Origin of the sequence: Kitasatospora sp. NPDC127111, from assembly GCF_042677465.1 — a bacterium.
Taxonomy (GTDB): Bacteria; Actinomycetota; Actinomycetes; order Streptomycetales; family Streptomycetaceae; genus Kitasatospora.
In genome coordinates this window covers 23,753-40,560 of sequence record NZ_JBHXTG010000010.1, presented here as the reverse complement: position 1 = coordinate 40,560, position 16,808 = coordinate 23,753, and the positions used below count along the sequence as shown (strand labels likewise).

13 protein-coding genes are annotated in these 16,808 nt (G+C 73.6%); 7 read left to right on the top strand and 6 right to left on the bottom strand.

The genetic code is table 11. The features are described from left to right. Positions 1-547 precede the first annotated feature (547 nt). From ACFVHB_RS09085 to ACFVHB_RS09075, 3 genes are all read right to left on the bottom strand, one after another. Positions 548-1,705, bottom strand: a complete 1,158-nt coding sequence (locus ACFVHB_RS09085; protein WP_380317491.1) for a glutamate--cysteine ligase — start codon at positions 1,703-1,705, stop codon at positions 548-550. Further along, positions 1,684-2,070, bottom strand: coding sequence for a hypothetical protein (locus ACFVHB_RS09080; protein ID WP_380317488.1), 387 nt, complete (start codon positions 2,068-2,070; stop codon positions 1,684-1,686). The genes ACFVHB_RS09085 and ACFVHB_RS09080 overlap by 22 nt, the downstream gene beginning before the upstream one ends. Before the next feature lie 312 nt (positions 2,071-2,382). Next, positions 2,383-3,246 (bottom strand): alpha/beta fold hydrolase, encoded by an 864-nt coding sequence (locus ACFVHB_RS09075; RefSeq protein ID WP_380317485.1) that lies wholly within the window; start codon positions 3,244-3,246, stop codon positions 2,383-2,385. Positions 3,247-3,295: 49 nt separating this feature from the next. On the opposite strand from ACFVHB_RS09075, the gene ACFVHB_RS09070 reads away from it, so the two are divergent. Next, positions 3,296-3,910, top strand: a complete 615-nt coding sequence (locus ACFVHB_RS09070; protein ID WP_380317482.1) for a TetR/AcrR family transcriptional regulator — start codon at positions 3,296-3,298, stop codon at positions 3,908-3,910. Positions 3,911-4,162: 252 nt separating this feature from the next. Continuing rightward, positions 4,163-4,876 carry a hypothetical protein gene (locus ACFVHB_RS09065; protein ID WP_380317479.1) on the top strand — a complete coding sequence of 238 codons (714 nt, stop codon included), beginning with the start codon at positions 4,163-4,165 and terminating at the stop codon, positions 4,874-4,876. Positions 4,877-5,017: 141 nt separating this feature from the next. Here ACFVHB_RS09065 and ACFVHB_RS09060 read toward each other — a convergent pair whose 3' ends face one another. Further along, on the bottom strand, positions 5,018-6,202 hold the full coding sequence (locus ACFVHB_RS09060) for an alcohol dehydrogenase catalytic domain-containing protein (RefSeq protein WP_380317476.1): 1,185 nt from the start codon (positions 6,200-6,202) through the stop codon (positions 5,018-5,020). Positions 6,203-6,680: 478 nt separating this feature from the next. Between ACFVHB_RS09060 and ACFVHB_RS09055 the strand changes: the two genes are divergently transcribed. From ACFVHB_RS09055 to ACFVHB_RS09035, 5 genes are all read left to right on the top strand, one after another. After that, positions 6,681-8,621: a LodA/GoxA family CTQ-dependent oxidase gene (locus tag ACFVHB_RS09055; RefSeq protein ID WP_380317473.1), complete on the top strand. Its 1,941-nt coding sequence runs from the start codon at positions 6,681-6,683 to the stop codon at positions 8,619-8,621. Next, a complete protein-coding gene (locus ACFVHB_RS09050) occupies positions 8,621-9,868 on the top strand; it encodes an NAD(P)/FAD-dependent oxidoreductase (protein WP_380317470.1) in 1,248 nt (415 codons plus the stop codon). Before ACFVHB_RS09055 ends, ACFVHB_RS09050 begins: the two co-directional genes overlap by 1 nt. Next, positions 9,865-10,584: a hypothetical protein gene (locus ACFVHB_RS09045; protein ID WP_380317467.1), complete on the top strand. Its 720-nt coding sequence runs from the start codon at positions 9,865-9,867 to the stop codon at positions 10,582-10,584. The genes ACFVHB_RS09050 and ACFVHB_RS09045 overlap by 4 nt, the downstream gene beginning before the upstream one ends. Positions 10,585-11,138: 554 nt before the next feature. Continuing rightward, positions 11,139-11,822 carry a hemerythrin domain-containing protein gene (locus ACFVHB_RS09040; protein ID WP_380317464.1) on the top strand — a complete coding sequence of 228 codons (684 nt, stop codon included), beginning with the start codon at positions 11,139-11,141 and terminating at the stop codon, positions 11,820-11,822. Positions 11,823-11,906: 84 nt separating this feature from the next. Then, positions 11,907-12,818 carry a TIGR03619 family F420-dependent LLM class oxidoreductase gene (locus tag ACFVHB_RS09035; protein ID WP_380317461.1) on the top strand — a complete coding sequence of 304 codons (912 nt, stop codon included), beginning with the start codon at positions 11,907-11,909 and terminating at the stop codon, positions 12,816-12,818. 98 nt (positions 12,819-12,916) lie between these two features. Here ACFVHB_RS09035 and ACFVHB_RS09030 read toward each other — a convergent pair whose 3' ends face one another. Continuing rightward, positions 12,917-16,375 (bottom strand): BTAD domain-containing putative transcriptional regulator, encoded by a 3,459-nt coding sequence (locus tag ACFVHB_RS09030; protein ID WP_380317457.1) that lies wholly within the window; start codon positions 16,373-16,375, stop codon positions 12,917-12,919. A 185-nt stretch (positions 16,376-16,560) separates the two neighbouring features. Then, positions 16,561-16,761, bottom strand: coding sequence for a hypothetical protein (locus ACFVHB_RS09025; protein ID WP_380317454.1), 201 nt, complete (start codon positions 16,759-16,761; stop codon positions 16,561-16,563). Positions 16,762-16,808: the final 47 nt, after the last annotated feature.

Below are 16,808 nucleotides of genomic sequence, written 5' to 3'. Positions count from 1 at the left end.
CAGGAGCCCCCGTACAGACGCCCTGAACCGGAGACAAACCACGCGGAGCGCTTCCAGGCGGGGCAAGGCCCTCGCGGAGCAGGGCGGCTCCCACCACGGATCCCCGGGCCTGTCCTCGTCCTTCCATGTGGCCGAGGACAGGTCGGATTCGACCGGCAGGTCAACGAGCAGCGGCAGAGTGTCGATCCCGATCCGCGTCCGGACCGTCGGCCTTTTGGCAAGGTCACGCAGAGGCGCAAAAGGCTCGCCCGTCGCCGGGTCCCGGAAGTGGTGCCGCGAGAACTGTTCGCCGGTTTCGAAGCGGCAGCGCAGGACCGCTTGAGCGGCGGCTGCCGCGGGTGGGGGGAGCTCCCGACCGGCCGCCGGGGTGGGCCATCTCCGCGGCGGCCGAGCCGGGCGTCCGGGCCGGACGCCGGTGCGGGTATGAGCGAGCCCCTCAGCCGTCCAGCCGTGCCCCGGCGGGCAGCCGGGCGAGCTCAGCCGGCCGGATCTGCGGCCGACACGCTCAGACCGTCCCGCTCCAGTCATCCCACTCAGGTCACCCCACTCAGGCCGCCGCGCTCTCCGCCGCGATCATCGCGATCAGTCCCGAGCGCCCGTGCTCCGCCAGCTGCCGACGCTGCCGTTCGGCACCGTTGCCCACGTCCAGCAGGCGGGCGACCAGCGGGATCACCGCGCGGGTGTCACCCAGCTCGTCCATGACCGGAGCGAGCGCGGCCAGCATCGAGCCGACGAGCTCGCCCGCCGGCCGCGACAGCCCCGTCGCCGGATCGTGCAAGGTGGCGCCCATGCCGTACCGGGCGGCGTGCCACCCCGCGCCGTCCAGGCTCTCCGGCGTCCGCTCCGGCACCGGACGCCCCGCGGCCGCCTCCCGCATCGCCGTGACGACCAGCGCGCGCACCAGCCCGGCCAACATCACCGCCTCGTCGACCCGCAGCTGGACGTCCATCGCGCGCAGCTCGACGGTCGGGAACTTCGCCGAGAGCCGGGCCTGCCAGTACAGCTGTCCGCGGTCACGGATCAGCCCGGCCTCCAGCAGGTGTTCGATGCGGCGCTCGTAGTCCCGCGCGTCCGCGAAGTACGGCGGGATCCCGCTGATCGGCCAGCGGCTGAAGACCACCGTGCGCCAACTCGCGTAGCCGGTGTCGGAGCCGTACCACAGCGGCGAGTTCGCCGACAACGCGGTCAGCACCGGCAGCCAGGGCCGCAGGCGGTTCAGCACCTCGACACCCGCCCGCGGATCGGGCACGGCCACGTGCACGTGCATGCCGTTGATCAGCGCCTCGTCGGCCAGCCGCGACATGTTCCGCCTGATCGAGCGGTAACGCGGGGCGTCGACGATCGCCGGAGGCGTGGAGAGGGCGTACGGGGCGGTGCCACACGCGGCGAGCCGGCAATCGGCACCCTCCGCGGCGGCCGCCAGCGCGTGCCGCAGACGCAACAGATGACCACCGACCTCGGCCAGATCCCCGCAGACCGGGGTGGCCACCTCCACCTGCGCCTGCAGCAACTCGTTCTGCAACTCGCTGTGGTGCACGGCAGGATGCAGCCCCGCCGCATCCCGCACCGCATCGACATACGGCAACGGCAGACCACTGTCCGGATCGATCAGCAGATACTCCTCCTCCACACCGACAGTCGGACGCCCACCCGCATCCACCGTGAGCCCGCCGTCACCGCCTGTCATGCCGACACCAGTACCCATAACTCCCGGTTACCCGCCCAACCGGCAGCCAACCGGGCCACGGACGGCACCACGACCACCGGATCGGCCCCGGGCCCAGGCGACCGGGCCGCCAGCGAGCGGGAGAACGGCACCAACTGCTTCAAGAACGACGCCCCCTCGGAGTACGACGGCCGGGTCGTCGAGGTCACCGAAAGGCGGCTCTCCGGCATCCCGACGGACCGCCAGGCCGAATACGTCGAACACCTCCGGGCCCGGATCGAGTCCATGGGATTCCAGCGGGACGACTCCGGAGCCCTGCGAACCTCCGCCCACTTCACCAACCCGACCAACAAGTTCACCGGCTCCACCGACGGCATCGGCAGTTCGTACGGGACGCTCGTCATCGGCTTCTCCTCCCCCTGCGTGTGGCCCAACGGCACCAAAGCCCGCGGTGAACCACTCCGCGCCCGGCCCCTCGCGCCACACCCGCGCGAGGGGCCGCACCGAGCAGGCTGCCGAGGGATCAACCAGAACTCGCTGGTCACGGCCCGAACGGCCCGCACAGCCAGCCGCGTAGCGCGGACGTTCGCGGCCCCGAAGGCCACGTCCGGGTACCCCAGGCCTCTCACCAGACCCGGGCGGGCCACAGGACGCGCAGACTCACCAGCCCCCGGGCGTTTCCCACCAGCCCCGGGGATCGGGGATACCCCGGGGCGCTACTGGCCGATGCCGTGGAGGATGCGCTCGGCCACCAGTTCCGGCTTATCGGTCGGCAGCGCGTGGCCGGCGCCAGGCACGATCTCCACCCTGGCCGAGGGCGCGAGCCTGCCGAGGCGGTCGGCGACCGTGTGCGGGTCGTGCATGGCGCTGCGCGCCCCGAGCAGGAACAGCGAAGGAACGCGCAGGCGGCGCAGTTCCTCGTCGGTGAGGACCGGTGGTACCGGGAGTGCGCGCCGGAAGCCCATCGACGCGCGCATCAGGCCCATCAGTTCGCTCTCCAGGATCGCGCTGTTGCCGACCAGGCGGGCCAGACGGGGGCGGAGCGGGCGGGGCGCGGCTGCGGCGAGCCCGCCGGCGATCAGCCAGGCATAGAACCGCGGCCCGACATCGGCGAAGCCCGCGGGGTCCACCAAGGTGAGGGAAGCGGCCCGTCCGGGACGGTGGATCTGGTGGTTGATCGCCAGCCAGCCGCCGTAGGAGCAGCCGACGACCTGGGCGGCCGTCACCTCCAACGCTGCCAGGACTTCGTCCAGCCAGGAAGCGCCGTCCCGGCCGTCGCGGATCGGGGCGGTTTGCACGCTCGCGCCTGGCTCGCCGACCGTGTCGACGGCGATGACCGGACGGTGCCGGGCCAGCGTGTCGATGTACCGATGCCACATCAGCGCGTTTCCGCCGGATCCGGGTAGCAGCACGATCGGCTCGCCGTTCTGTGGTCCGGTCCGGTAGACGCGAGTGGTCCCGAACGCGGTCGGAAGGTCCAGTGTCGCCCGCGGCCCCGGCCACAGTTCAGCCAGGGTCTGCTGGTATGCGGCACGGAACCGGTCTCTGGCTTGGTCGTTCTTGAACTCACCAATTCGCATGATACATGTGTATCACGGCATGATACGGGTGTACCAGGGAGGTGGGATCATGAACGCGCGGGTCGATCACGAGGAGCGCCGACGGCAGATCGCCGAGGCACTGTTGCGGATCGCTGACACCCAGGGCCTGCAGTCGGCCAGCATGCGGGCGGTCGCGGCCGAGGCCGGCGTCTCCCTGCGGCTGGTGCAGTACTACTTCGACACCAAGCAAGGGCTGCTGCTCGACGCACTGGCCAGGCTCGGCGCCCAACTTCAGGCCCGCATGGAGAAGTGGATCGGCGCGGCGGGCGCCCCGCCCACACCGCGCGGCATCGTGACCGCGGTCCTGTCGTGCATCCTGCCGACCGACCCGGAAAGCCGGCGGATCACCAGAACCTATGCCGCCTACTACACCCTGGTGCTCAACGACCCCGAGGTACTGGAAAAGCACGGCGCGCGACAGCCAGAACTGCTGGAGGGCTTTCTCGCCAAGCAGATCCGCGCGGCCCAGCAGGCAGGGGAGATCGACCCCGACAGGGACCCGGAGATCACCGCTGCCGGACTACTGGCCATGGTCAACGGACTGGGCTCAAGCGTGCTGGGCGGCCAGCGCACGGGCGACGCCGCGCTGGCGATCCTCGCCCACCACCTGGACGAACTCTTCCTCACGCGAGGCGGGGTCTGACGGCAGGCCGAGGGGACCAGCCTGCCGGTGGCCAAGTGTGATCCGCGTGCGGGTGCCTTCTTCCCTCGGACAGAGGAGGTGCCCGAGTCGGCTCGCGGCCACCGGTCAAGCGTGGGTGGGTGAGCTGACCGCCAGCCGGCCGGGAGAGGCCGGACGTCCCTGTGTGAACGGGCTTTGCGGCAGGCAAGCCGACGGAGATGACCACGGCCACGCAGGTCGGCCCTGTGGTACGTTCCGAGTAAAGGGGCCGACGTGGATGAGACTTCGAAAGCGCGGGATGAACTGGACCGGCTGGGCCGGTCCCTGCGCGGGCAACTGGTCACGCTGATCAAGGATTTGACCATTCGCGTCCACCTCCGCCGGCTGACCCTCGACAAGCCGAAGGTCGCCGACCCGCGCGATCCGCTGCGCTACCACTATTCGACGGTGTACCAGGGCAATCGTCCGGCGACCGCCACCGCCGCCGGTACGGCCTCCCGTGCGGTCCTCCTCCTCCGCGCGGCCGGATGGGACGTCACGACGTCAGAGGAGGATGACGACGGGATCCTCTGGACGGTGGTCGTCGCTCACCGGGACGGCAACGGCATCCGCATCATGACGAGCGAGGGCACACCCGCCGTCGCGTTCCGCGGACAGACGCCGGCGCTGGCCCTGTCCCCGCCGCAACCGATCCGGCAACCGGAGGCGGTGCAAACGCCAACGCCAACGCCCACGCCAACGCCAACGCCGTTGTCCCCCACACCTGGTTTCGTCCTCTGCTACGAGTGCCACGGCCTCGGCCGGTGTCCCGGATGCGGTGGCCGCGGGTGGGTGCTCGGCCGGACCGGTCAGACCGGTCAGAAGAGCCGGTGCGGGGAGTGCCGTACCACGAGGGCCTGCGCCATCTGCTGGGGTGACGGCGAGTTGAGCATCTCCGACCTGTCCCTGTACCAACGCGGCTACTACCCGGAGCTGGACGGGCACTGACCGGCCATCGGGTGCTCCGGGCCGCGGCCACCGTGGGGTGGACGCCGTGTCCGCCGGGGTCCACCAGGACCCGCCGCCTTCGCCGGGCGGGGCAGTGGCTCGCCGTAGAGGGGCACCGGGACCCGGCCGACGGCGGGGTGCTCAGGGTTTGAAGAGCACCTTGACGGCGCCGTCCTGCTTCTTCTGGAACATCTCGTACGCCGCGGGGGCGTCGTCGAGCGGGACGTGGTGGGTGGCGAAGGTGTCGACACCCAGCGGGTCGTCGTCCGTGAGCAGGGGGAGGATGTCGGCGGCCCAGCGGTGCACGTTGGCCTGGCCCATGCGGAGCTGGATCTGCTTGTCGAACATGGTGAGCAGCGGCAACGGGTCGGTCTGGCCGCCGTAGACGCCCGAGAGGGAGATCGTGCCGCCGCGTCGCACGATGTCGATGGCGAGGTAGAGGGCGTGGAGGCGGTCGATGCCGACGTGTTCCATCATCTTGGCGGCCAGTGCGCTCGGCAGCAGGTTCGTGGCCTGGGCGGCGAGCTTCGCGCCGGGCGAGCCGTGGGCTTCCATCCCGACCGCGTCGATGACCGCGTCCGGGCCGCGTCCGTCGGTGAGGCCGCGGACGACGTCGGCGAGGCCCTTGCCGTGCTCGTGGAGGTTCAGGACCTGCACGCCGCGGCGTCGCGCCCGTGTGAGGCGTTCGTCGACGAGGTCGACGCCGATCACCTGGGCCACGCCCCGGTGCAGGGCGATCCGGCAGCTCATGTCGCCGATCGGCCCCAGGCCCAGGACGACGAGGCTGCCACCCTCGGGCACGGACGCGTACTCGACGGCCTGCCACGCGGTGGGCAGCACGTCGGAGAGGAGGACGAAGCGGTCGTCCTCGGGTCCGTGGGGCACCTTGATCGGCAGGGTGTTCCCGAACGGGACGCGCAGCAGCTCGGCCTGGCCGCCGGGGACCTGCCCGTAGAGCTTGGTGTAGCCGAACAGCGCGGCGCCGCTGCCGTACTCCCGCACCTGGGTGGTCTCGCACTGCGAGTGCAGGCCCCGTGCGCAGGTGTGGCAGGTGCCGCAGGACACGTTGAACGGGATCACCACCCGGTCGCCCACGCGGACGGCGGTGACCTCGGGCCCGCTCTCCTGGACGATGCCCATGGGCTCGTGGCCGAGGATGTCGCCGACGTCGAGGAAGGGACCGAGGACCTCGTAGAGGTGGAGGTCGGATCCGCACAGTCCGCTGGTGGTCACCTTGATGATCACATCGGTCGGATCCTTGATGGCCGGATCGGGAACGGTGTCGACACGGACGTCTCGCCTGCCGTGCCAGGTCAGGGCTCTCATCGCCACTCCTCGAAGGCTGTACCGGGGGTCACCTTCCCGGCGTCTCTCCAGGCCCCGGTTCGCGAAACGGGCAGATCCGCCCGAGCCGTCCGCGGATGCCTCGGCGGCGCCGGCCCTGCGGGCTGCCGAGGGAGCCGTGCCGCGTCTCCCCCGGCCCCGGCCGTTGAGCGCCCGGGCCGGGTGCGCGCACCCGGAGGGCTGCTGCGTCGACCCCCAAGGGCGGGCGCCGACCCGCGGGACACCGAGCCGCAGGACGCCGACCCGCGGAGCACCGACCCGCAAGGCACCGAGCCGCGGGACACCGACCACGTCGCGGTACGACGAGTCGCCCATCATCAGAATCACCCTCGCGAGCGATTGATCGTGTCCGTCCGATCGGAGCACGCCTGCCTGCCCTAGCGTTTCGTTGACGAACCGCCCCCGGGCGGCCACGCCACCACCATTGCCACCACCATTGCCATCGCTGGAAGCAGGCCAGATGTCCGACGAGATCGTCCGCGCAGCCATCCACCCCGCCATCGGATTCGCCCGGGTCGGCAACTCCCCCGAGGAGTACTACCTCGCGCCCGAGGTCCCCGACCCGCACCCGCAGGAGCCCGGCTCCTACAAGGACGCCGCGGGCGCGATCAAACGCGAGGCGGCCCGGTTCCGGATCTACGGCTACAACGCGCAGGGCGAGGCGGTCGCCGAACTCACCGCCGACAACGCCGACATCCGCTGGACGGCGCACCTGGCGAACCAGAAGGCCGCCTGGTACCAGTTCCAGCTCGCCCTGGACATCCCGGACGCGGCGCTCGCCAAGCCGTCCGGGCTGCGCAACGCGGACATCACCGGGGACCGCCGCAAGGACCTGGTCATCGACGCGGGCCGGCTCGCCATCACCGGGCGCGGCACGGCCGGCCCGGACTACCAGTTCCGCAACGGCACCTTCATGGGCAAGGAGGTCTACCTCGGCGAGCTGCGCACCGACGAGGACGGCCGGCTGCTGGTCCTCGGCGGCTTCGGCGCGTCCGCCTCCTACGACGGCCGGCCGGTCAACACCTTCGCCAACAACGACGGCTGGCACGACGACACCGGCGACGGCCCGGTCACCGCGACCGTCACCATCGGCGGCCGCGAGATCCCGGTCGACCCCGCCTGGGTGGTGGTCGCCCCGCCGAACTACGCGCCGGCCCTCAAGGGCATCCGCACCCTCTACGACCTGCTGTTCGACGTGTTCGTCTCCAGCGGCTCGCTGCCCTTCCCCGAGCGGGTCTCCTTCAGCCGCGACATCGCCCCGGTGCTGCGCCGCTTCGACGAGCACCAGTGGGTGAACCAGGGCTTCGCCGCCCACTTCGGCCACGGCGGCGTGGGCCACTCCTTCACCCCCGAGCTGCTCGCCCGGCTCAGCGACGCCGGCCGGGCCCGCCGCCCGCTGCGCCAGGCCGTCTTCGACGCGCTGCGGGACTTCGCCACCGACCGCACCTCGCCCGTCCCCTGGCCCTGGCTGTACGGGGACGGCATGGCCGTGCCGCCGCGCACCGAGCTCCAGCACATGGCGCTCTCCCCCACCCAGTACAAGATGTTCCAGCTGTGGGCGCAGGGCGAGTTCGAGGACGACTGGGACACCCTGGGCTCCGTACCGCCGCCGCGCGAGCTCGACGACCTGCCGATCGGCGAGCGGCCGCACGCGCTGGACCGCGCGGCGCTGGACTTCTGCCTCGCCGACGCGTTCCACCCGGGCTGCGAGGTCACCTGGCCGATCCGGCACGCCACGATGTACACGGCGCCGTTCCGGATCCGCCACCGCTCCTCCGACCATCCCGAGCCCTCGTACGGCACGGTCCTCACCCCGGAGGAGGCGCTGTCGGTGAACGGGCCGCTGTACGCCCAGCCCCCGGGCGCCCTCACCCGGTGGATGGCGGTGCCCTGGCAGGCCGACACCGCCAGCTGCCGTTCCGGCTACGAGCTGGCCCTCAACCCCCGGCACGACCCCTACCTGCCGAGCTTCTGGCCCGCCCGGGTGCCCAACCACGTGCTCACCGAGGACGACTACCGGATCGTCGTGGACGAGGGCCGGCCGCCCGCCGAGCGTGAGGAGGCGTTCGAGCGGCGGGCGGTGTGGCTTCGCGGCCTGCGCGGCCAGAACACCGAGCAGCTCAACCAGATGATCGACGACTGGTTCCGGCTGGGGATCGTGGAGGTCCGCGAGGGCGCGCCGGGCTTCCCCGAACGGCTCCAGGTGGAGTCCACCCCGTCCATCGACCTCGCGGGCGTGCCGCACACCCAGAACCTGGTCACGCTGCACGTCCCGCAGGCCGCCGACCCGGCGATCGCCACGGCCGCCATCGAGCAGGCGATCGCGGTCAGCGGCTACACGGCCGAAGAGGTCACGGCCGGCTACATCGACAAGGTCGCGCGCTACCGCGACGAGGCCTGATGGCGGCCCGCCGCACCGGCGGGAACGGCCACTACGAGGTGGTGGTCGCGGGCGGCGGCCCGGCCGGGGCCGCCGCCGCGCTCACCCTGGCCCGGGCCGGGCGGCGGGTCCTGCTCGCCGACGCCGGCACCGGGCCGCCCAAGGTGGGCGAGGCCCTGCCCTCGGTGGCCCGGGTCCTGCTGCGCGACCTGGGCGCCGGTGAACTCCCGCTCGCCGACGGCCACCTGGCCTGCTACGCCAACCTGTCCTCCTGGGGCTCGGCCGCCCTGCACGGCACGGACTTCATCCGTGACCCGAACGGGCCGGGCTGGCACCTGGACCGCGCGCGCTTCGACCGCCGGCTGCGCGAGGCGGCCGCAGCGTCCGGTGCCGAGGCCGCCGCCCGTACCACGGTCCGTCCGGCCGCCCGCCACCCGGACGGCGGCTGGCTGGTCGCCCTGCGCGGGCCGGCGGGCGAGCGCACCGTCCGCTGCGACTGGCTGGTGGACGCCACCGGCCGCCGCCGCGCGGTGGTCTCCGCCTGCCGGGCCACCGAAGCCCCGGCCACCGAAACCCCGGCCACCGAAGCCCGGGCCACCGAAGCCCGGGCCGGCCGCGGGCCGATCACGGCCGGCCCGCCGGAAGGAGACCCGGCCGACCGGCTGCTCGCCACCTGCCTGGAGCTCGACCCCGACCCGCGCGGCAGGCCCGGCGAGAGCTCCTCGCTGGTGGAGGCCGCCGCGGACGGCTGGTGGTACACCACGCTGCTGCCGGGCGGCCGGCGCCTGGTCGCGTACTTCACCGACGCCGACCTCGCGCCCCCCGAACTGCGCACCCGGGACGGCTTCCTGCGGCTCATGGGCACCACCGGGCACATCGCGGCCCGCGCAGCCGCCCATCCGCACGCCGGCACGGGCCGCCCCCGTCGGGCGCCCGCCCACTCGGCCCGCCTCGACCGGTCGAGCGGTCCGGGCTGGACCGCCGTCGGGGACGCCGTCGCGGCCTTCGACCCGGTCTCCTCGCAGGGCATCCTCACCGCCCTGCACACCGGTGCGACCGGCGCCGCGGCCGTCCACGCCCACCTCAGCGGCGACGCCGGCGCGCTGGACGCCCACCACGCCGGGGTCGCCGCGCTGCTGGCCGCCTACCGGCGCAACCACCACGCGGTGTACGCCGCCGAGGGCCGCTGGAGCGAGCGGCCGTTCTGGCGACGCCGCCGCCTCCTCTCCCCACCCCCGCAGAAACCCCGGAAGGAAGAAACAGCATGACGACCCGTCACGACCACGACCACGAGGACCCCTCGGTCCACTCCTTCATCCTGGCCGGCAAGGACACCCTCTTCGGGCACCACCTGGCCATGTTCGGCATGGCCGAGCACCGCTACCAGGTGCTGGTCGAGTACGACCTGCCCACCGACATCGTCGACATCTACCTCAAGGACCGGGCCGACCGCCCCGCGAGCTGGCACGCGGTGCGCAACACCGAGAACATGGTGCTGCCGCCGATCGGCGACGGTTCGGTGACCGAGTACCCGGCCCGGCTGGACCGGGTCACCCAGACCGGCAACGGCGAGGACCGGATCTGGGAGCCCATCTCGGGCGGCTTCACCGCGCGGATCCGGCGGGTGCTGAACTTCCGCCGCTTCAGCGACGAGCCGTTCCCGGCGCACCTCACCTACCTGCTGTTCGGGAAGGGCGAGGAGGCCCACCTGACCCACCGCCTGGTCCAGCGCCCGCACTTCGAGCAGATCATCACCCTGCAGCGGGTGCCGGACGGGGTCACCCAGGCCGACCTGGCGAGCGCCCCGGAGCTGACCCTCCCCGCCGTCCCCGACGACGGCCACGGCGGCCTGCCCTGGACCACCCGCCCGCTGCCCGCCCGCAGCTACGACGCGCTGCTGCACCGCACCACGGGCGCGCCGGCACCCGTCACCCTCGACCTCGGCGACGAGCGCTGGTGGAACATCACCACCCTGAACGCCTGAGCCACCGACGGGGCCGTGCCGGGCAGCGGCCCGGCACGGCCCCGTCGGTCGCCCTCCCGGCCGCCACCCGGACCCCGGTCGTTCGGGAGGGGGGCCGACGCCCGCGTCGCGTGACCACGGCCCGGCCCCGGGTGAGCCGCCGACGGACCGTGACGCCGGCACCCCGGCCGCCGGCACCTCCGCCGACGCGGCCGACGCGGCCGACGAGGCCGACGAGGCCGACGAGGAACTGATCGCCGGCACGGCCGAGCCGCTGATCTTCGGCCCGTCGCGCGGCGCCCGAGCACGCTGACCGGGTCCGTCCGTCGAACAGGGCAGGGCGGTCGGGCCGGGTCAGCGGCAGCCGGCGGCAAGCCGGCCTCCGACGGCGGTGCGGAGGCTGCCGCCCGATCCGACCGGCGGGGGCGGTGTACGTCGACCACGGCGCGGGTAGTGGGGGCATCGAGCACGCCGCCGCCGACCGTGGTCGGCTCCGCGCAGGCCTGCTCGGCGCCGGCCGGCCGGAGCAAGTCGGCTGCAAGGGCCCTGCAATCGGGCCGCGGAGACTGGGTGTCATGACTTCGAGCAACAACTCCCACTCCACTCTCCACCCCTACACCCGCGAGATGGCGATGATCCACCAGGTGTTCCGCCGCGAGTCGCGCCTGCTCGCCGAACTCGTCCAGGACGTGCGGCCCGGCGACACCGCACGCGCCCGGATCCTCGCCGAGCACTGGCGGCAGTACGCCATCGGCCTGCACGCCCACCACACCGGCGAGGACGAGATGCTCTGGCCGGTCCTGCTGCCCCACCTGGACCTCGATGCCGAGCAGGTGCTGGCGATGGAGGCGCAGCACCGCGAACTGTCCGACGGGCTCGCCGAGGTCCAGCGGCTGATGGAGCGGTGGCAGGCGCAGGCCCTGTCCGAGGACCGCGACGAGCTCACCGAGGCGCTGTACAGGCACCACCGGCAGCTGTGCGCCCACCTCGACGAGGAGGAGCGGGAGGTCATGCCGCTCGTCGCGCTCCACGTGAACGAGCAGCAGTGGCACGCCGTGGGCGAGCGGGGCCTCGCCGAGACGCCGAGGAACCGGCTGATGATCGCCCTGGGCGCCATCCTGGAGGACACCCCGCCGGAGGAGCGCCGGGAGTTCCTCGCGCGGCTGCCCTTCCCGGCCCGGGTGCTGTGGAAGCTCGTCGGGCAGCGGCAGTACCGCCGCGAGACCGACCGGGTCCGCGGTCCGCGTACGACCGCCTGAGGTGTGCCGCCCCGTCCGGCCGCCCGTCCCGGGGGCCGGCACCGGCTGCCCGGCCCGCTCCTACCGATCGAGGAAACGTCACCGATGCGCATCGGATTCTCCGTCCCCCAGTTCGGCCCGTTCGCCGATCCCGACCGCACCGCCGCGATGTGCGCGGCCCTGGAGGAACTGGGCTGCCACAGCCTCTGGGTGGCCGACCGGCTCCTGGCTCCGCTGACCCCGCCCGACGGCTACCCGGGCGGCAAGGCGATGCCCGCCCGGTACGCCACCCACCTCGACCCGCTGCTCGCCCTGGGGGTGGCGGCCGCGGCGACGGAACGGGTGCGGCTCGGCAGCAGCACGCTCAACGCCCTGTGGCAGCCGCCCGTCGTGCTCGCCCGCGCCCTGACGACCCTCGACCTGATCAGCCACGGCCGCCTGGACGTCGGGCTCGGGCTGGGCTGGATGCGCGAGGAGTACGAGGCCGCCGGGGTGCCCTGGCGGGGCCGCGGCGCGCGGCTGGAGGAGACCCTCGACGTCCTCGAAGCCGTGTGGGGCTCGGACACGGTCAGCCACACCGGCCCGTTGTGGACGGTTCCCGGGTCGACCGTGCTCCCCAAGCCCCTCCAGGGCCCGAGGCCGCCCCTCCTGCTGGGCGGGTTCACCCCGCCCGCGCTGGAGCGGGTCGGCCGGCGCGCGGACGGCTGGCTGGGGGCCTCGATGCCGCTCCCGTACTTCGGCGGCCTGTGGGCGGTGGCCGCCGAGGCGGCCGAGCGGGCCGGACGGGACCCGGCGGGACTGCGCCGGGTGTTCCGGGTGAACCCGGAGGTCACCACGGCCGGTGCGGGCCCCGAGGAGGCCCATCACCGCGGGACGGTGCGCCAGATCTGTGACCACCTCCGGGTGATGTGCGAGGCGGAGACCGACGAGGTGCTCGTCGACCTGCAGCTGACCACGGACTCGCCCGAGGAGTACCTCGACCTGGCGGCGGCGTTCCTGGCTGAGCTGACCGGCTGAGCTGAGCTGACCGGCTGAGGGGAATACCGGTCCTTGAGGGCCGGGAGGACGTCGACGAGCCGTCCCGGCCCCGGCTGCCCCTGCCGTGGGGGACGCCGCTACGCGGGCCCCGGCGCCAGTGCGGCCAGGGCGGTCCGGGCCGTCTCCGCCCAGTGCGCGGAGTCCCAGGCGGCCGCCACCCGCGCGGCTTCGAGGTAGTGCTGCCGGGCCTGTTCCGGACGGTCCAGGAACTCGGCCAGTTCGCCCAGGGTCTGCGCGACGGGCCGGAAGACGATGCTGAGGCTGCTCGCACCGCCCGCCAGGTGTCCGAGGGGCAGCAGGTCCCGGTACACCTCGGCGGCCGCGGCCCGGTCGCCGAAGGCGACGGCGGCCATGCCGCGCAGCCCGGCCAGCACGGGGTACGCGAAGTCGCGCCGGATCGGCACGCGCCGGCCGAAGACCTCCCGGGCCTGGTCGGGACGGCCCGCGGCCAGCAGCGACAGCGCGGTGAGCGACTCGTTGTGCGGGTGGTACCGCTCCCACACCGCGAGCAGCACGGGCAGCACCTCGGCGAGCCGGCCCTGTTGCCACCGGATGCATCCGACGGCCAGACCCGCCAGTCCGCTGAGGTCCACCGCCCCCCGTTCCCGCAACTCCGCGACCGCCGCCCCCAGGGCCTGCTCCGCCTCGTCGAAACGCCCCCGGGCCATGGCGAGCATGGGGTGGCGCAACCTGGCCACCGCGAACGCGCCCTGGAGCTCGTAGGTGCGGGCGATCTCGTCGGCACGCACGAGACACCGCTCCATCTCCGCCGGGTCGTTGCGGCCGGCGGCGATCCGGGCCGCCGTGTAGGCGCTCATCCAGGAGTACTCGGGGCTGTCCTGGGAGTCGGCCACCTCGGCGAGTTCCCGGTGGAGCTCCAGGTAGGCGTCGGGCTCGAGTTCGCCGTCGACCCGGCGCAGCAGCGAGGTGAGCGTCAGGCCCCGCAGCCGGGGCTCGCCCGCGGACCGGGCGAGCTCCACGGCCTGGCGCCCCACGGCCACGGCGCGCGGATCGGTGTCGTCGAGCGCGTCGGCCAGCTGGTCGAGGAGCAGGCACCTCTGCCGGTCGGCCAGGTCCGGGCTCTCCAGCAGTCCGGCGAGTTCCGCCACGGCCTCGGGGTCGGACGCCGCGTACGCGCGGACGCGCCACGGCGTCGGTTCGGTCCACGTCGTGTAGGCGGCGATCAGCAGGTCGGCGCGGCCCTCCGCACGGGCCACCTGTACGGCCTGCTGTTGTGCCTCGCGGGCGGGTTCCACGGCTCCCATCCGGATCCGGCAGTCCACCAGCTGACCCAAGAGCAGCACCCGCAACAGGGCGGCGTCCTGACCGGCGAAGGCGGCCGGATGATCGGCCAGGAGACCGAGGGCCGCGTTCAGGAGCGCCTCGGCGTTCTGCGGCGCGTAGCGGCGCACCGCCTGCTCGCACGCCAGCCGGGCGTAGTGGACGGCCGGCCCGGCGTCGGCGGTCACGACGGCGGCCGCGTGCAGGAGGTGGTGGGCCGTCGCGGCGACGTCGTCGGAGCCGAGGGCGATCAGGCTCCTGCCCAGCCGGGAATGCATCCGGGCCAGCCGGAGGCGCGTGAGGTCCGCCTCCAGCGCGTCCCTGACGAGGGCGTGGCTGAACCGGACCGTGCCGGGACGCGGCTCGCTGAGCAGTCCGGCGGTGACTCCCGCGTCCAGGGCGTCGAGGAGCTGCTCGGCGTCGCTGTCCGCGGCGTGGACGAGGAGGGCCACCTGGGCTTCGCGACCGGCGACGGCAGCCAGCCGCAGTCCGGCCGTGACGGTCGGCGCGAGCAGGGCGAGCCGCCGCCGCAGCACGTCCAGGACTCCTTGCGGGACACGGGCCAGAGCCTGCTGCTCGCCCTCTCCGGCGAGCAGGAGCGAACTCTCCCGCAGGTGGAAGGGGTTCCCCCCGGCCCGTTCGGCCAGGGCCGACGCGGCCCGCTCGCTCATGGTGGTCGCGGTGCGCCGCAGCAGCTCCTTCGCCTGGGCGTCGGACAGCCCGCCGAGTGCCATCCGCACGGGCGAGCAGGCGGCCAGCCGCGCCAGTGCCCCGGTCAGGTCGCCCTCGCCGGTGCGGTACGAGCCCACCAGGAGGAGCGGCGCGTCGCGCAGGTGCTCGGCGCAGAGCAGGAAGAGCTCGACGCTCTCCTGGTCACCCCGGTGCAGGTCGTCCAGCACGATCAGCAGCGGCTGGCGAAGGGCCGTTTCGCGGAGCCATCCGAGCAGCGCCCTGTGCAGGCGGAAGCGCCGGGCCGGGCTGCCGTCCGGCTGCCCCGGGTCGCCCGCGCCGCCCGGAGCCAGGAGCGGGGCGAGTTCGTCGGCGTACCGGCCCGGTGGCGCGGCCTCCGCCAGACTCGGCAGCATGTCGAACCATGCCCGGCCGGGCGGGGCGCCCTCGGTCTCTGGGCACTGCCCGGACCCGGCCAGCCAACCCTGCTGCGGCAGTTGACGGACGGCCGCCTCCAGGAGGCTCGACTTGCCGATGCCGGGCTCGCCGGAGACCAGGACCACCTGGGCCAGGCCTGCCCGTGCCCGGTCCGCCGCGGCGGCGAGCCCGGCCAACTCCTCGTCACGGCCCAGCAGCCGGCCCGCCGCCAGGACGGCCGGCGTCCCGGGGCCGGGGCCCGCCACCGGGCCCCGCATCGCAGCCACGGCGGTGGACGCCTCGGCGCGCACGGTGGCCGCGGCGGTGGACGCCTCGGCACGTGCGGTGGCCACGGCGGTGGACGCCTCGGCGCGCACGGTGGCCACGGCGGGTGCCCCGGTCGCCAGCCGAAGCACGTCCAGACGCTGGTGCAGGAGGGCCTGCTCAAGCTCCAGGAGGGCCGGCCCGGGCTCGATGCCGAGTTCCTCCCCGAGGGTGCGCCGGGCCTGCCGGAGCGCGGCCAGGGCGTCACCTTGGCGGTCGCGGGCCCACAACGCCAGGGCCAGCAGCCGCCAGCCCTCCTCGTGCAACGGCTGCTCCCGGGTCAGCGCGAGGACGTCGGCGAGGGCATTCGCCGCCTGCCCGCTGCCGAGCCGTGCCGCGGCGAGCCGCTCCCGGGCGGTGCGGTGCACCTCCTCCAGACGGGCGCGTTCACCGGCGGTCCACGGCTCGTCCAGGAACTCCGCGTACGGCTGCCCGCCCCACGAGGCGAGCGCTGCGGCCAGGCCCTCGGCGGCGAGACGAGCGGGCACGTCCACCCCCGAGCAGGCCGCCACCCGCCGTTCGAACACCCGGGCGTCCACCGCGTCCTGCTCCACGGCGAGGGCGTAGCCGTACGGCGCGCTGACCAGCAGCCGCGCGGGCGCCCGGGGCGCCCGTTCCGGTTCGAGGAGGCGCCGCAGCCGCGCGATGTAGGCGTGCAGCGATGCCTGTGAGCTCGACGGGATCCGTGTCGGCCACAACCGCTCGACCATCTGGTCCGTGGGCACGACCGCCCCGCCGGCGAGCAGCAGCTGGACCAGAATCATCCGGGCGAGCCGCCCGCCCGGGTCGACCGCACGGCCGTCGACCTCGACCCGGAACGAGCCGAGCACCTTAAATGTGATCATGACGGGATCATCGTAGACGGCGCACCGCGATCCGATGACTCCGGGAAGGCGGAATCCGGGAGCACGACTTCAGCCGGCGGGAAGCGTCCAGCCGCGTGCACGCGCATGGGGTCTGTCGCGATCGGTGTGATCGGGCGGTTCCGCACGGTTTCCTGGACCTGGCCGACGATCATGAACCAGGTCCATCAGTCCCCGATGAACCACAAGTAGCTTCCCGGCGTCGTCGCACAGGACTTCAGCAGCACGGCCAGGTCGGTCACGGCAGTCGTCTGCGCCGCGTCGGCACACAGCTGCAGCAGATCGGTGATCTCACCGAGCGCGGCTCGTGCCTCCTGCTCGTTGAACTGGGTGTCGCCGTAGGGATCCACCCGCCAGAGCTTGCCCACCCCGTGGCCGGACCCGGCGCAGCAGCACGGCGGTGGGCCACGGCGGG

Coding starts and splice junctions, on each gene's coding strand:
- ACFVHB_RS09035 (WP_380317461.1), top strand. CDS start 11,907: ATGCGCATCGGATTCTCCGTCCCCCAGTTCGGCCCGTTCGCCGATCCC.
- ACFVHB_RS09060 (WP_380317476.1), bottom strand. CDS start 6,202: ATGAGAGCCCTGACCTGGCACGGCAGGCGAGACGTCCGTGTCGACACC.
- ACFVHB_RS09030 (WP_380317457.1), bottom strand. CDS start 16,375: ATGATCACATTTAAGGTGCTCGGCTCGTTCCGGGTCGAGGTCGACGGC.
- ACFVHB_RS09080 (WP_380317488.1), bottom strand. CDS start 2,070: ATGACGAGCGTCCCGTACGAACTGCCGATGCCGTCGGTGGAGCCGGTG.
- ACFVHB_RS09075 (WP_380317485.1), bottom strand. CDS start 3,246: ATGCGAATTGGTGAGTTCAAGAACGACCAAGCCAGAGACCGGTTCCGT.
- ACFVHB_RS09040 (WP_380317464.1), top strand. CDS start 11,139: ATGACTTCGAGCAACAACTCCCACTCCACTCTCCACCCCTACACCCGC.
- ACFVHB_RS09070 (WP_380317482.1), top strand. CDS start 3,296: ATGAACGCGCGGGTCGATCACGAGGAGCGCCGACGGCAGATCGCCGAG.
- ACFVHB_RS09045 (WP_380317467.1), top strand. CDS start 9,865: ATGACGACCCGTCACGACCACGACCACGAGGACCCCTCGGTCCACTCC.
- ACFVHB_RS09085 (WP_380317491.1), bottom strand. CDS start 1,705: ATGGGTACTGGTGTCGGCATGACAGGCGGTGACGGCGGGCTCACGGTG.
- ACFVHB_RS09055 (WP_380317473.1), top strand. CDS start 6,681: ATGTCCGACGAGATCGTCCGCGCAGCCATCCACCCCGCCATCGGATTC.
- ACFVHB_RS09050 (WP_380317470.1), top strand. CDS start 8,621: ATGGCGGCCCGCCGCACCGGCGGGAACGGCCACTACGAGGTGGTGGTC.